The 14,902-nt window shown below is 72.4% G+C and carries 11 protein-coding genes; 6 read left to right on the top strand and 5 right to left on the bottom strand.

Annotated features, from left to right (window positions below; genetic code table 11):
- Positions 1-3: 3 nt before the first annotated feature.
- On the bottom strand, positions 4-1,620 hold the full coding sequence (locus ASC60_RS08220) for an ABC transporter substrate-binding protein (protein WP_055548283.1): 1,617 nt from the start codon (positions 1,618-1,620) through the stop codon (positions 4-6).
- Positions 1,621-1,866: 246 nt separating this feature from the next.
- Here ASC60_RS08220 and ASC60_RS08225 point away from each other — a divergent pair, with 246 nt between their 5' ends.
- The 3 genes from ASC60_RS08225 to ASC60_RS08235 all read left to right on the top strand — a co-directional run bounded on the left by ASC60_RS08225 (position 1,867) and on the right by ASC60_RS08235 (position 4,129).
- Positions 1,867-3,078, top strand: coding sequence for a pyridoxal phosphate-dependent aminotransferase (locus tag ASC60_RS08225; RefSeq protein ID WP_055548785.1), 1,212 nt, complete (start codon positions 1,867-1,869; stop codon positions 3,076-3,078).
- An 89-nt stretch (positions 3,079-3,167) separates the two neighbouring features.
- Positions 3,168-3,578 carry a hypothetical protein gene (locus ASC60_RS08230; RefSeq protein WP_055548284.1) on the top strand — a complete coding sequence of 137 codons (411 nt, stop codon included), beginning with the start codon at positions 3,168-3,170 and terminating at the stop codon, positions 3,576-3,578.
- Between the two features lie 41 nt (positions 3,579-3,619).
- Positions 3,620-4,129 carry an O-acetyl-ADP-ribose deacetylase gene (locus tag ASC60_RS08235; RefSeq protein ID WP_055548285.1) on the top strand — a complete coding sequence of 170 codons (510 nt, stop codon included), beginning with the start codon at positions 3,620-3,622 and terminating at the stop codon, positions 4,127-4,129.
- 15 nt (positions 4,130-4,144) lie between these two features.
- Here ASC60_RS08235 and ASC60_RS08240 read toward each other — a convergent pair whose 3' ends face one another.
- Entirely contained in the window at positions 4,145-5,335 is a 1,191-nt protein-coding gene (locus ASC60_RS08240; protein ID WP_055548286.1) for a mandelate racemase/muconate lactonizing enzyme family protein, read from the bottom strand.
- 194 nt (positions 5,336-5,529) lie between these two features.
- Positions 5,530-7,413, bottom strand: a complete 1,884-nt coding sequence (locus tag ASC60_RS08245) for a phosphoenolpyruvate carboxykinase (GTP) (RefSeq protein WP_055548293.1) — start codon at positions 7,411-7,413, stop codon at positions 5,530-5,532.
- A gap of 243 nt (positions 7,414-7,656) precedes the next feature.
- On the opposite strand from ASC60_RS08245, the gene ASC60_RS08250 reads away from it, so the two are divergent.
- On the top strand, positions 7,657-8,364 hold the full coding sequence (locus ASC60_RS08250; protein WP_370592893.1) for a hemolysin III family protein: 708 nt from the start codon (positions 7,657-7,659) through the stop codon (positions 8,362-8,364).
- 26 nt (positions 8,365-8,390) lie between these two features.
- On the top strand, positions 8,391-9,014 hold the full coding sequence (locus ASC60_RS08255; protein ID WP_199830890.1) for a TetR/AcrR family transcriptional regulator: 624 nt from the start codon (positions 8,391-8,393) through the stop codon (positions 9,012-9,014).
- A gap of 49 nt (positions 9,015-9,063) precedes the next feature.
- On the opposite strand, the gene ASC60_RS08260 is transcribed toward ASC60_RS08255, so the two are convergent.
- Complete coding sequence (locus tag ASC60_RS08260) at positions 9,064-11,124, bottom strand: thioredoxin domain-containing protein (protein ID WP_055548312.1); 2,061 nt, start codon at positions 11,122-11,124, stop codon at positions 9,064-9,066.
- Positions 11,125-11,270: 146 nt separating this feature from the next.
- Here ASC60_RS08260 and ASC60_RS08265 point away from each other — a divergent pair, with 146 nt between their 5' ends.
- Entirely contained in the window at positions 11,271-14,570 is a 3,300-nt protein-coding gene (locus ASC60_RS08265; RefSeq protein ID WP_079038254.1) for a tetratricopeptide repeat protein, read from the top strand.
- An 84-nt stretch (positions 14,571-14,654) separates the two neighbouring features.
- Here the strand turns inward: ASC60_RS08265 and ASC60_RS08270 are convergent, their stop codons facing one another.
- Positions 14,655-14,900 (bottom strand): hypothetical protein, encoded by a 246-nt coding sequence (locus ASC60_RS08270; RefSeq protein ID WP_055548788.1) that lies wholly within the window; start codon positions 14,898-14,900, stop codon positions 14,655-14,657.
- Between the last annotated feature and the right edge of the window lie 2 nt (positions 14,901-14,902).

Below are 14,902 nucleotides of genomic sequence, written 5' to 3' on the forward strand. Positions count from 1 at the left end.
GCCTCACGCCCCCTTCAGGCCGATGCCGCGGTAGTCGAACTCGAAGCCGTGCTCGGCGTAGCCGCGCACCTTCCGGGAGATGCCGGTGAGCCGGTCGGCGAACATCGGGGTGATCGCCCCGCCCCGCTCGATCACCAGGGTCTGCGCCTGCCCGTACAGCTCGCGGCGGCGGCTCCCGTCGGTCTCGCGGCGGGCCCGGTCCAGGAGCGCGTCGAACTCCTTGTCCGACCAGGCGGTCTCGTTGTAGGAGGAGCCGCCGCGGAAGACCTGGTTGAGGAGTTGGTCGATGGGGCGCCCGGTGTACCAGTAGGTGGCCATGAGCGGCTTCTTCATCCAGATCTGGGTGTAGTACGAGTCGGCGGCCGCGGTCCTGATCCGGACGCGGATCCCGGCGCGGGCCGCGGACTCCTGGTAGGCGAGGGCCATGGGCGTGAAGATCGGGTCGTAGGAGGACGTGTAGAGGTCCACCGCGAGCCGTTCGTGTCCGGCCCGCTTGAGCAGTTGGCGCGCCCGCTCGGGGTCGTGGGCGGGGTGGGCAGCGACGTGGGCGGGGTCGTTCGGCGGTACGGGGTTGTCCCAGCCGAGCGTGCCCGCGCCCTGGAGGGCGACCTTCCGGATGTGCTCGGGGTCGTAGGCGAGCTTCATGGCCTGCCGGACCCGCACGTCGGTGAAGGGCTTCTCGGTGGTGAGCATCGGCAGTACGTACCACTGCGCGTTCTTCGACCGGGCGATCGTGGCGCGGCTGGAGGCGGCGACGACGCGGGCGGTGGCGAAGTCGAGGTTGGTCTGGGAGAGCAGGTCGACCTGGCCGGCGAGCAGGGCGTTGGCCCGGGCCTGCATGTCGGCGACGGAGAAGAAGTCGATGGCGTCCAGCACCGGGCGCCCGGCCCAGTGGTCCTCGTACGCCACGACCCGGCCGGGTCCGGCGGAGGCGAAGGAGGCCAGTTTGAAGGGGCCGGTGCCGATGCCGGTGCGGCCGATCGAGCGGGCGCTGCCGTCGGGGATGACGTAGCAGTTGTAGTGGGTGAGCAGGCTGGGGAACTCGGCGTGCGGGCTCTTCAGCGGGACCACCAGGGTGTGCGCGTCGGGGGTGCGCAGCCGCTTCGGGTCGACGAGCGGCGCGAGCACCGGGCCCTGCGGGGAGGCGGTCGCGGTGGCGAGGATGTGCCGCAGGGTGTAGGCGGCGTCGGCGGAGGTGAGGGCGGAGCCGTCGTGGAAGGTGACGCCGCGGCGCAGCCGGAAGGTCCAGGTGGTCGCCTTGGCGTCGGGCTCCCAGGATTCGGCGAGGTCGGGGGCGACCTTGCCGTCCTTGCCGACGCGGACGAGCCGGTTGTAGAGGGCGCCGAGGTATTCGTACGCGGACAGCGCGCTCGCCGGGTCCAGGGTCTCGGCGTCGGAGGCGGGCGGCCGGGCGATGCGCAGGGTGCCGCCGCGGTCGGGGCGCCCGGCCGGGCCGCTGGTGGGCACGGCCTCGGTCGGGGACGCGGACGCGGCACCCGAGCAGCCGGTCAGCAGGGCGGATCCGGCGAGGGCGCCGCCGCCCGCGGCGGCCGCGGCGAGCACCGACCGCCGGGGTATCCGGGCCGCCCCGGGGTCTGTTCGGTGGGAGGTCTCGGACATGGACGGGGCGCCTTCCCGGCTCGTTTCGTTCAGCTGAACGATTGGGTGAGGTGCGTGAACGATAGTCATCGGTTCCGCCCAGGCCAACCCCTCTTTCGCGAAAATTAACGGGGGTAACTCACTCGTTACCGATGAGCACGGAAGGGGGCGCGACGCGCCCGGCCGGACCCGGGAGCGATCCCGTACACCGTCCACGTGGCGAAAAACACCGAGCGTGGCCGGATGCTCCGCCGTAAGGTGGCCGACATGCAGGTGATCCAGTCCACGAAGCTCGCCAACGTCTGCTACGAAATCCGTGGCCCGGTTCTCGAGGAGGCGATGCGACTGGAGGCAGCGGGTCACCGCATCCTCAAGCTCAACACCGGCAACCCGGCGACCTTCGGTTTCGAATGCCCGCCGGAGATCCTCGAGGACATGCTGCGCAACCTCGGCGGCGCCCACGGCTACGGCGACGCCAAGGGCCTGCTCTCCGCCCGGCGCGCGGTGATGCAGCACTACCAGACCCAGGGCATCCACCTCGACGTCGAGGACATCTTCCTCGGCAACGGCGTCTCCGAGCTGATCCAGATGTCGATGCAGGGGCTGCTGGACGACGGCGACGAGGTCCTCGTCCCCTCCCCCGACTATCCGCTGTGGACCGCCTCGGTCTCGCTCGCCGGCGGCACGGCCGTCCACTACCGCTGCGACGAGCAGGCGGACTGGCTGCCGGACCTCGCCGACATCGAGCGCAAGGTGACCGACCGCACCAAGGCGATCGTCATCATCAACCCGAACAACCCGACGGGCGCCGTCTACAGCGAAGAGATGCTGCGCGGCATCACCGACATCGCCCGCCGCCACCAGCTGATCGTCTGCTCCGACGAGATCTACGACAAGATCCTCTACGACGGCGCCACCCACACCCCGACCGCCGCGATCGCCCCGGACCTGCTGACGCTGACGTTCAACGGGCTCTCCAAGGCGTACCGCGTCGCGGGCTACCGCAGCGGCTGGCTCGCGGTCTGCGGCCCCAAGGCCCATGCCGCCAGCTACCTGGAGGGGCTGACGATCCTCGCCAACATGCGGCTGTGCGCCAACATGCCCGCCCAGCACGCGGTGGCCACCGCCCTCGGCGGCCGTCAGTCGATCAACGACCTGGTGCTCCCGGGCGGACGGCTGCTGGAGCAGCGCGACACGGCGTACGAGCTGCTGACCCAGATCCCGGGCGTGAGCTGCGTGAAGCCCAAGGGCGCGCTGTACGCGTTCCCGAAGCTGGACCCCAAGGTCTACAAGATCAAGGACGACCGGCAGATGGTGCTCGACCTGCTGCGGACCGAGAAGATCATGATCGTGCACGGTACGGGCTTCAACTGGCCGGAGCCGGACCACTTCCGCATCGTCACCCTCCCGGCGAAGAAGGACCTGGCCGACGCGGTGACCCGGATCGGGCGGTTCCTCGACGGCTACGGCCAGCCCTGAGCCAGATCCCGTGACCGGATATCTGTAGAAGGCTCAACTTTAGACGCCGTCCAAGTTAGGATGGCCTCCTGAACGTTTGGAGGCCATCCATGTACGAGCCGATCCGCACCAAGTCGGTCCACACCATGGCCGAGCCCCAGCCCGATTTCCCGCACCGCTCCCGCGAGGAAGAGCTGGACATTCGGCTCGCCGGACATCTGACCGCGCTGCTGACCGTGACCGACGAGTTGCGGGCCCTCACCCCGGACCCGGCCTTGGACGAGGCCGCCGAGCGCCTGGCCGGCCAGGTCGTACGGCTGCGCGACGGCCGCGCCCCGCTGCGCGCCGCCCCCACCACGGCCGCCGCCGACCCGGCCCATGTCGCCGCCCTCCACCAGCGCGCCCACACCCTGGCGGGCTGGGCCCTGGTCATCGCCACCTCGCGCGAGGACACAGCGGCCACCGCGCTCACCGCCGAGCGCCTGGAGGCGCACACGGCGGCCCTCGGCGTCGCCGCCTGACGTTCGGGACGGACCGACCGGCCGTGGCCCACGATGGAGCCATGGCCACCATCACCCTCGTCCACGGCGACATCACCGCGCAGCACGCCGACGCCATCGTGAACGCGGCGAACTCCTCCCTCCTCGGCGGCGGAGGGGTGGACGGCGCGATCCACCGGAAGGGCGGGCCCGACATCCTCGACGCCTGCCGGAGCCTGCGCGCCGCCCCCTACGGCGAGGGGCTGCCCACCGGCCAGGCCGTGGCCACGACGGCGGGACGGCTCGACGCCCGCTGGGTCATCCACACCGTCGGGCCGGTGTGGTCGGCCACCGAGGACCGCTCCGGCCTGCTGGCGTCCTGCTACCGCGCCTCCCTGCGCGTCGCGGACGAACTGGGTGCCCGGACGGTCGCGTTCCCGGCGATCTCCACCGGGATCTACGGCTGGCCGATGGACGACGGCGCCCGGATCGCGGTGGAAACGGTCCGCGCCGCGGACACGGCCGTCGAAGAGGTGCGCTTCGTCCTCTTCGACGAGCCCGCGTACGCGGCGTTCACGGCGCAAACCGGTTAGGAGCGTCTTCCGGGGTCAGGCGCCCTCGCCGAAGCGGGCCGCCTCCTTCGTCCAGGCCGCCGCCTGGTCGCTGAGCGAGAGGCCGAGACCAGCGCGGCCGGGGATGACCATGCGGCCCTCGCGCAGCTCCAGCCGCTCGTTGAACAGCGGCTCCAGCCACTCGAAGTGCTCGACCCACGCGGTGCGCGGATAGGCCGCCGAGAGATGGACGTGGATCTCCATCGCGAAGTGCGGGGCGAGGCTCCGGCCCTTGTAGTCGGCGAGCGTCATGATCTGCAGGAACGGGGTGATGCCGCCGACCCGTGGGGCGTCGGGCTGTACGAAGTCGGAGGAGCCCGCCTCGATGAGCGCCGCGTGCTCGTGCGCGCTGGTCAGCATCTCGCCGGTGGCTATGGGCGTGTCCAGGGTGGCGGCGAGGGCCGCGTGGCCCTCGGCGTCGTACGCGTCGAGCGGCTCCTCGATCCAGGTGAGGTCGAACTTCTCCAGCGCCCGGCCGACCCGGGTGGCGGTGATCCGGTCCCACTGCTGGTTGGCGTCCACCATCAGCGGAACGCCGTCTCCCAGATGCTCCCGTACGGTCTCCACCCGGGCGAGGTCCACGCGCGGGTCCGGCGAGCCGACCTTGAGCTTGATCCCGGCGACGCCGCGGGAGCGGGCCAGGTCGATGTTCTCCAGCACCTGCTCGATGGGCGTGGAGAGAAAGCCGCCGGAGGTGTTGTAGACGCTGACCGCGTCGCGGTGCGCGCCCAGCAGCTTGGCCAGCGGCAGCCCGGCGCGCCGGGCCTTGAGGTCCCACAGCGCGATGTCGAACGCGGCGACCGCCTGCACGGCGGCTCCGCTGCGGCCCATGGACGCGCCCGCCCACACCAGCTTGTTCCACAGCCGGGCGATGTCGCTGGGATCCTCGCCGATCAGCTCGGGCGCGATCTCCTGGGCGTGGGCGTACAGCGCGGGCCCGCCGGCCCGCTTGGAGTAGCTGAAGCCCAGGCCCGCATGGCCGCCCTCGGTGCTGATCTCGGCGAAGAGGAAGGCCACTTCGGTGAGCGGCTTCTGCCTGCCGGTCAGGACCTTGGCGTCGCTGATGGGCGCGTGCAGCGGCAGGTACACCAGGGAGAGCCGGATCGCCGACACCCGGTCGGTGCTGGCCTCACCGGGCGCGGAGGCGAAGGGTTTGAAGGCGACGGAATCACTGGGGGCGACACTCATACGGTGCTCTCCTCGGCATCGTGCTGGCCTCGAAGGCCTACCATCCGCCGCCGCACCGGAAACCGCCCGGCCCCGACGTGTAGGAACTCTCCTTGATCACGTCCGGGCTCGATCACGGCCGCCGCACAGGCCGGGGCCCGCACCGTGCGGTGCGGGCCCCGGCCTGATGGCGTCCGGTCCGATGACCTGGCGGTTCAGCCCAGGCGCTGCACCAGCGCCCGGTACTCGTCCCACATCGCCTTCGGCGTGCGGTCACCGAAGGTGTTGAGGTGCTCGGGGACCAGGGCGGCCTCCTCGCGCCACACCTCCTTGTCGACGTTGAGGAGGAAGTCCAGCTCCCCGTCGTCCAGTCCGAGGCCGTCGGTGTCGAGGGACTCCTTGGTCGGCAGGATGCCGATGGGGGTCTCGACGCCCTCGGCGCGGCCGTCGAGGCGGTCCACGATCCACTTCAGGACGCGGCTGTTCTCGCCGAAACCGGGCCAGACGAACGCGCCCTCGTCGTTCTTGCGGAACCAGTTGACGTAGTAGATCTTCGGGAGCTTCGCCTGGTCCTTGTCCTTGGCGACGTCGACCCAGTGGGCCATGTAGTCGCCCATGTTGTAGCCGCAGAAGGGCAGCATCGCGAACGGGTCGCGGCGCAGCTCACCGACCTTGCCCTCGGCGGCCGCGGTCTTCTCGCTGGCCACGTTGGCACCGAGGAAGACGCCGTGCTGCCAGTCGAAGGACTCGGTGACGAGCGGGACCGCGCTGGCGCGGCGGCCGCCGAAGAGGATCGCCGAGATCGGCACGCCCTTGGGGTCCTCCCACTCGGGCGCGATGATCGGGCACTGGCCGGCGGGCACGGTGAAGCGGGCGTTGGGGTGGGCCGCGGGCGTCTCGCTCGCCGGGGTCCAGTCGTTGCCCTTCCAGTCGGTGAGGTGGGCGGGCGCCTCCTCGGTCATGCCCTCCCACCACACGTCGCCGTCGTCGGTGAGCGCGACGTTGGTGAAGACGGAGTTGCCCCACAGGGTCTTCATCGCGTTGGCGTTGGTGTGCTCACCGGTGCCGGGCGCGACACCGAAGAAGCCCGCCTCGGGGTTGATCGCGTACAGCCGGCCGTCCTCGCCGAACCGCATCCACGCGATGTCGTCGCCGATCGTCTCGACCGTCCAGCCGGGGATGGTTGGCTCCAGCATCGCCAGGTTGGTCTTGCCGCACGCGCTCGGGAAGGCCGCGGCGACGTACTTCGACTCCCCCTCCCGTCGCCCACCATCACCCTCAAACGAGGACCCTTGGTCCGCTGCCTTGCTGGGCGGCGGGGTGAGCTTGAGGATCAGCATGTGCTCGGCGAGCCAGCCCTCGTCACGCGCCATGACGGAGGCGATGCGCAGCGCGTAGCACTTCTTGCCGAGCAGCGCGTTGCCGCCGTAGCCGGAGCCGTAGGACCAGATCTCCCGCGACTCCGGGAAGTGCGAGATGTACTTGGTCGCGTTGCACGGCCACGGCACATCGGCCTGGCCGGGCTCCAGCGGGGCGCCGAGGGTGTGGACGGCCTTGACGAAGGCGCCGTCCTCGCCGAGCTCTTCGAGCACGGCGCTGCCCATGCGGGTCATCGTGCGCATCGAGACGGCGACGTACGCGGAGTCGGTGATCTCGACGCCGAGCGCGGACAGCGGCGAGCCGAGCGGTCCCATGCAGAACGGGACGACGTACATGGTGCGGCCGCGCATCGAGCCCCGGAATATGCCCTGTTCGCCCGCGAAGATCCGGCGCATCTCGGACGGGTCTTTCCAGTGGTTCGTCGGACCCGCGTCCGCCTCCTTCTCGGAGCAGATGAAGGTGCGGTCCTCCACGCGCGCCACATCGCGGGGATCGGAGGCCGCGTAGTACGAGTTGGGGCGCTTGATCGGGTCGAGACGTTTGAACGTGCCCTTCTCGACGAGTTGCGCACACAGACGGTCGTACTCCGACTCCGAACCGTCACACCACACCACTTCATCGGGCTGGGTGAGGTCGGCGATCTCGCCGACCCAGGCGATCAGTTCCTGGTGGCTGGTCGGGGCCGTGATGAGGGCGGAAGCCACATTGCTGGGCGCCACGATCGCTCCATCCCGCCGGAACCGCACTCGCTCCGGCGCTTGGTTTGAGGGTTTGGGCGGATATGTGCACGCATATCCGCATATGGAGACAGCTACCCCTTGGGGGCTGCGACCCGGATGCTCAGCTCATCCGGTGCCGACCGCGCTCATTTGATCATCCGACGATGTGGGCGATCTGTCCAGTGGGCATCTTCGTGACCATCACCACTCGACACGGCCGGTAACTTACGGTGGCTGGGTAGCATGAGCGTCATGACTGCAGCCGCGCCCGACGCCGCCGTTGACCAATCGCCAGGGCCCGAGACAGCCCCTCTCCCCCTCAAACCCATGCTGCGCGGCTGGCTGCACGCCGGCATGTTCCCGGCCGCGCTCATCGCCGGAGTGGTACTCACCGCGCTCGCCGACAGCCCGCGCGGGCGCATCGCGTGCGCCATCTTCACGCTCACCGCCTGCGCGCTCTTCGGGACGAGCGCCCTGTATCACCGGGGCAATTGGGGCCCGCGCGCCACGGCGGTGCTGCGCCGCCTGGATCACGCCAATATTTTCCTGATCATCGCAGGCACCTACACGCCCTTCACGCTGCTGCTGCTCCCACGGGGCAAACAGGAGCTGCTGCTCTGGCTGGTGTGGGCCGGAGCGCTCGCCGGGATCGCCTTCCGGGTGTTCTGGGTCGGCGCCCCGCGCTGGCTCTACACCCCGTGCTACATCGCCCTGGGCTGGGCGGCGGTGTTCTTCCTGCCGGACTTCCTGCGCACCGGCGGCATCGCCGTCATGACGCTGATCGTCGTCGGCGGCCTGCTCTACAGCGCGGGCGCGGTGATCTACGGGACCAAGCGCCCCAACCCCTCACCCCGCTGGTTCGGCTTCCACGAGGTGTTCCACTCCCTCACCCTCGCCGCCTTCGTCGTGCACTACGTCGGGATCTCGATGGTCGCCTACCAGCACTCCTGATCCCGGCCGCCCGCCGGTGCCCGACAATGACCGGCATGGCCTCCGCACACACCACGCCCGCCGGGCAGCGACCCGGGCTGCGCGAACGCAAGAAGATCCAGACCCGGCAGGCGATCCGGCTGGCCGCCTACCGGCTGTTCGCGGAACAGGGCTACGACGCCACCCCGGTGGACCGGATCGCGGCGGCCGCCGACGTCTCCCCCAGCACCGTCTTCCGCTACTTCCCCGCCAAGGAGGACATCGTCCTCACGGACGAGTACGACGAGGCCATGGCCGCCGGGATCCGGGACCGGCCGCTGGACGAGCCGCCGGTCGCCTCCCTGCGGCGCGTCCTGATCGACATGGCGCGGCGGCTCACCGACGACGAGCGCGAGGAGATGCTGACCCGGCTCACCCTGATCCGCCAGGTCCCGGCGCTGCGCGCCCGCATGGGCGAGGGCATGGCCAAGACCGGGGCCATGCTGGGAGAGGTCCTGGCCGAGCGCAGCGGCCGGTCACCGGAGGACTTCGAGGTGCGGGTGCTCGTCGGGGCCGTCCTCGGCGCCCTCCAGGAGGCGGTCCTCCACTGCTTCGACCACCGCCGGGAGGAGACCATGGAGGACAGCGTCGACCGCGCCCTGGGCATGCTCGCCCGCGGCCTGCCCCTGTGACCGCCGCGCCCCCGCCGCCGTAGACCCCGCCCTCCGGGGCTTTACGGCGTCAGCCGCCGAGCCGGGCCGTGAGCGCCGCCACATCGTCGGTCGGGGCGTCACAGGTGAAGTGGCGGCAGACGTATGCCGCCGGGCGCCCCTCCAGCAGCACCCGCCCCTCCAGCAGCGGCACCTCCTCGGAGCCGGGAGCGCCCACCGCGATCACCGCGCCCGGCGCCGTGGCCAGCAGCGCGGCCCGGTGCAGGGCGCGGGTCCCGGGGTCGTCGTCCGGTCCGACGACGGCCACCTCGCGCGGCCCGTCCAGCAGCGCCTCGGCGACCGCCAGGCCCCAGCCGATGAACCGCGGCACCCGTCCTCCCAGCGCCCGCACCACGACCAGGGCCCGCTCGGCCGCCTCCCGGTGGCGGCTGCTGCCGGAGACGGCGGCGTAGGACAGCAGCGCCCCGGCGGCCGCCGTCCAGCCCGAGGGGGCGGCGTTGTCGGTCGGGTCCTGGGGGCGGCGGATCAGCGCCTCGGCGTCGTCGGCGGTGTCGAACAGGGTGCCGTCCTCGGCGGCGAAATGGTGCAGCACGGTGTCCAGGAGCAGCCCCGCGAAGTCGACCCATACGCCCTCGCCGGAGACCGCCGCCAGGGCGAGGAAGCCCTCGGCCACATCGGCGTAGTCCTCCAGCACGCCCGCGTGGCCGCCCACGGCGCCGCCCAGCGAGGTGCGGGCGAGCCGCCCGCCGGTGTCCATGTGGAGCCGCACGAGCAGGTCGGCTGCCTCGGTCGCGGCCTCGACCAGGTCGGGGCGGTCGAAGTAGGCGCCGGTCTCGGCGAGGGCGGCGATGGCCAGCCCGTTCCAGGCGGCCACGATCTTGTCGTCGCGGCCGGGACGCTCCCGCCGCTCCCGCGCGGCCAGCAGCCGCTCCCGTACGGAGGCGAGCCGGGCGGCGTCGGCCGGAGGCGCGCCGTCGGGCAACTGGAGGACGGACGCTCCCCCGCCGCGGCCGCGGCTGATGTCACTGTCGAACGTGCCGTCCTCGGTCACCCCGAAATACGCGGCGGCCTGCTCGGCGTCCGCCTCGCCCAGCACCTCGCGCAGCTGCTCCGGCGTCCAGACGTAGTACGCGCCCTCGACGTGCCGGCCGGTGCCGTCGTCGCTGTCGGCGTCCAGCGCGGAGGCGAATCCGCCCTGCTCGGTACGCATCTCGCGGACCAGGAAGTCGGCGGTCTCCAGGGCGACGCGGCGCGCGAGGTCCGAGCCGGTGGCCCGCCACAGGTGGGCGTAGACGCGGCACAGCAGCGCGTTGTCGTAGAGCATCTTCTCGAAATGCGGAACGATCCATTCCGCATCGACGGAGTAGCGTGCGAACCCGCCGCCGAGCTGGTCGTAGATGCCGCCGCGGGCCATCGCCTCACAGGTGGCCTGCACCATCTGCAACGCACCCTCGGAGCCCGTCCGGGCGTAGTGCCGCAGCAGGAACTCCAGCGCCATGGACGGCGGGAACTTCGGCGCCCCGCCGAAGCCGCCGCGCACGGCGTCGAATTCGCGGGTCAGCCCCATCAGCGCGGCCGCCATGTCCTCGGCGCCGGGCGGCTGCGGCGCGCCGGAGCCCAACGCGATGCCGGTGCGCCCGGCCAGGTCCCGCACGATCTTCCCGGCCACCTCCCGCACCTCGTCGCGCCGGTCGGACCACGCGGCGCGGACGCCCTCCAGCACCTGCCGGAAGGAGGGCATGCCGGGCCGGGGGCGGGGCGGGAAGTAGGTGCCGAAGTAGAAGGGCTCGGCGTCGGGCGTGAGGAACACCGTCATCGGCCAGCCGCCCTGCCCGGTCGCGGCCTGCACCGCCTCCATGTACACGGCGTCGACATCCGGCCGCTCCTCGCGGTCGACCTTGACGGACACGAAGTGGGCGTTCAGATACTCGGCCGTCTCGGCGTCCTCGAACGACTCGTGCGCCATGACGTGGCACCAGTGGCAGCTGGAGTAGCCGACGCTCAGCAGCACGGGCACCCCGCGGCTGCGCGCCTCCTCGAACGCCTCGTCCGACCACGGTCGCCAGTCGACCGGATTCTCGGCGTGCTGCAGGAGGTAGGGGGACGTTTCGTGCGCCAGGCGGTTCGGCATACCCCCATCCTCCCCCACCGCGCGGGGCGCGGGTGAGTTGTCCACAGGGGGAGTTATCCACAGGGCTGCCGGATATGAGGCAGAAGCGGAAGACTTGGGGAGCAACGCGCGATTCACGCGTGGCGCTCGTGCAGGAGGGGGATCACATGCCGGGCTCACTGGCCGTGCTGCGGGACAGCCACCGGACGGAGGTCGAGCGGCTGCTGACGCGGGCCGTCGAGGAGGAGGTGCGGCGCTCCGGCGGCCGCACGGACAGCGGGGTGCTGCTCAGCCGCGCGCGGGGCGCGCTGGACGGGATGGCGGCGACCGCGGCCGAGGAGTACGGCGCGTATGTGCGCGCGCTGGACGAGGCGGAGGCCGGCAGCAGACCGCTCTCGGCGATGCTGGGGCGTGAGCGGCTGTCCACCCCGGCGCTGGCCGCGGCGGTGGCGGCGGCCGCAGCGTTCGGCGCGGACCTCACCTTCGGCACCTCGGCGGGCACGGCGCTGGGCGCGGGCGTGACCGCGGCGGTGGCGGGGTCGGCCGCGGCCGTCCTCAAGCTCACCGCGGCCCACTGGCCCGCCGCCCACCGCCAGGCGGCGCTGCGCAACCAGCCCGGCGGGCCCGAGCAGTTGCGGCTGCAGTGGCTCACGGCGGTCGAGGTGCGGGGCATCCGGCCGTTCATCGATCAGCACCGGATGACCTCGGCCGCCACCCGCCAGGGCGGCGGCCCGGCCAAGCGCTCCTCGTCCCCCACCGGCGGGCAGGTGCCGCGGCTGCGGGGCGCGGACCGCAGTCAGGCGGCCCGCAGGCGCACGGTGCTGGAGCAGTCCTTCGGCCAGCTCCCCCAGGCGGACGGCCCGTTCGCCGGGCGCCGCGCGCAGACCGGCCAGATCGCCCAGTGGGTGCACCAGGCGCGGGCCAGCACCGAGACCAAACCGACAGTGGTGCTGCTGGAGGGCCCACCGGGCTCGGGCCGCACCACGCTGGCGGTGCGGGCGGCCCATGAGCTGCGCGATCAGTTCCGGGGCGCGTGCCTGGTGGATCTGCGCGGGGACAGCGCCGAGCAGGCCCCGCTGTCGACCCGCGACGCGCTGCTGCATCTGCTGAACCGGCTCGGCGCGCCCCGCGACCAGCTGCTCTTCCGGGAGCGGGCGAGCCAGGACCAGCACCTCAAGCGGCTCACCGAGCTGTATCACCAGCATCTGACCGGGCTGCCCGTCACGATCGTGCTGGACGACGCGAGCGACGCCGAGCAGGTGCGCACGCTGGTCCCGGAGCGGTCCGACAGCCTGGTCCTGGTCACCTCGCGCACCCCGCTCACCCTGCCGCCGGACCTGGCCGCGTGGGTGCACCGGCTGGAGGTCGGCCCGCTGGACGAGTCGGGCGCCGAGGAGCTGCTGCGGGTCTCCGCCGAGAACCCGGCCGGGCCCGGCCCGTACGACGGGCAGTCCGTGGAGCGGATCGCCGAGCTGTGCGGGCGGCTGCCGCTGGCGCTGCGGATCGCGGGCTCCTCCCTCGGCCCCCGCACCCCCGCCACCCTCGCCACCGACCTCGAGGCGTACGGGCCGGTCGGCCCGGTCGAGCGCACCCTCTGGCTGCGGTACACCGACCAGCAGGAGAGCGCCCGGCGGCTGCTGCGCCGCCTCGCGCTGGCCGGGCGGGCGAGCCTGGGCGCGGCGGCGGCCGCGGCGCTGCTGGGCGCCGACCAGCAGGAGGCGGCCCGCCATCTGGACGCGCTGGGCCGCGCCGGGCTGATCCAGCATGTGCGCGGCAGCCGCTACCGGCTGCACGACCTGGTGCGCTCGTTCGCCGCCGCCCGGCTGGCCGACGAGGAGGAGCCCGAGCAGCGCACCGCCGCCCAGGAGCGGCTGATCCGCAGCTATGCCGAGCTGGCGGACTCGGTGATCCGGCTGGTCGACGGCAAGACCTCCACCCGCGCCGATGTCTTCACCAAGGGCACGGCGGGCGGCCACGGCTTCACCTCGCTGGACGCGGCGCTGGGCTGGCTGGACGACGAGTCGAGCTTCATCACCGCCGCGCTGCGCCATGCGGAGGGCGTGGACCAGTCCGCGGTGCTGCATCTGCTGGGCGCGCTGTGCGACTACTGCCTGCTGCGCGGCGACCTGTACCGGCTGGGCGAGATCAGCGAGCTGACCCAGGCCGTCGACCAGGGGCTGCTGGTGCGGTCCGTGCAGTGGCGCACCGGTATCGCCGCCCGCCAGCTCGGCGAGCTGGACCAGGCGCGTACGACGCTGTCCTCGGTGGTCGACCTGTATTTCGAGGCCCACCACGAGGCGGGTGCGGCCCGCGCGCTGTGCAGCCTGGGCATCACCCTGCACCACCAGGGCAATCTGGTGGAGGCCGCGGCGAAGCTGCGCGAGGCGCTGGCCCTGCAGGAGTCCGAGGCGCTGCGCGGGGACCGGGGCTGGACGATGCACGCGCTGGCCGCCGTGGAGCGGGACCGCGGGCAGCTCGCCGAGGCCCTGGAGCTGCTGCGGCGGTCGCTGGAGCTGCACCGGGAGTCCGAGAGCCTGCACGGCCAGGCGTGGGCGCATTTCCAGCTCGGCCAGGCCTGTCTGCGCATGGGCGACGTGCCCCGCGCGGAGGCCGAGCTGAGGGAGGCCCTGGGCGCGTACGACCGCACCCATGACCAGCGCGGTGAGGCCTGGGCGCTGACCCAGCTGGCCCGCGCCCGGCTGGTGGCCGGCGAGCCGTCGGCGGCCGTGGACCAGCTGCGCCAGGCCCTGTCCCGGCACCGGGACAACGAGGACGCGCGCGGTGAGGCCTGGACGCTGTACTACCTGGGCCAGGCGCTGGAGGAGCGTGGGGACCGGGACGCGGCGGTGCGCGAGCTGGAGCGGGCCCGCACGTTGTTCAGCCGGATGCGGGATGTGTACGGGCTGGCGTGTGCCCGGCATCACTCGGCGCGGGTCACCCGTGATCTGCGGGCGGCGCAGACCGGCTCGCTGCGCAACAGCGGCTTCGCGCGGCAGCTGCTGCAGGACGCGCGGCAGGACTTCCACCGGGTGGGGGTGGCCCACGGCGAGGCGTGGTCGTGCGTCGAGCTGGCGGTGATCGACGCGGGGAACGGCCGGTCGGCGCAGGCGCTGGAGCTGGTGGACGAGGCGGCCCGGCTGTTCGCGGAGTACGGGGACCGGCGCGGCGGGTCCTGGGCGAGGTTCCTGCGCTGCACGCTGCTGCCGTTCGCCTCGGCGGGCGGCTCGGTCATCGGCACGGCGGTGGCGCAGGAGGAGCTGGCGGAGCTGCTGCGGGAGCTGCGCGAGCCGGGCGCGGCCGCGGCGGGCGGGGATCCCCGGGTGGAGGAGTGCGCGGAGGCGTTCGCGCTGGTGCTGGAGCGCGGTGTGGAGCCGGAAACGGGATGGCAGGCCTGGCAGCTCGGCATGGTGCCGAGCCGCCGCTCCCGCGAGATCATGGCCGTGCTCCCGGACCGGCCCCACGCCTGAGCCCGGTCCGGCCCCGGACCTCGGCCCGGACCGGCCCCGCGCCCGAGCCCGAGCCCGGTCCGGGCTCAGGCCGAGGAGGTGCCGTCAGGCCGTGCGCTCCTCCTTGGGGCCCTTCGGGGAGGCGGCGGCCCGGGCTTCACCGGGCTCCGGCTCCTCCTCGAAGTCCACCTTGTTCATGTGCTTGTTCATGGACTTCATCAGGAGCCACACCGCGCCGCCGATCAGTGCGAAGACGACGAACCCGAGCAGGCCCGGGGTCACCTTGTTCTCGTCCAGATCCTTGGCGAGCGGGACGAGATGCGTCATGGCGAGGGTGCTGGTCGCGCTCATCA

Origin of the sequence: Streptomyces sp. NBRC 110028, from assembly GCF_001417735.1 — a bacterium.
In the GTDB taxonomy this organism is placed as follows: domain Bacteria; phylum Actinomycetota; class Actinomycetes; order Streptomycetales; family Streptomycetaceae; genus Streptomyces.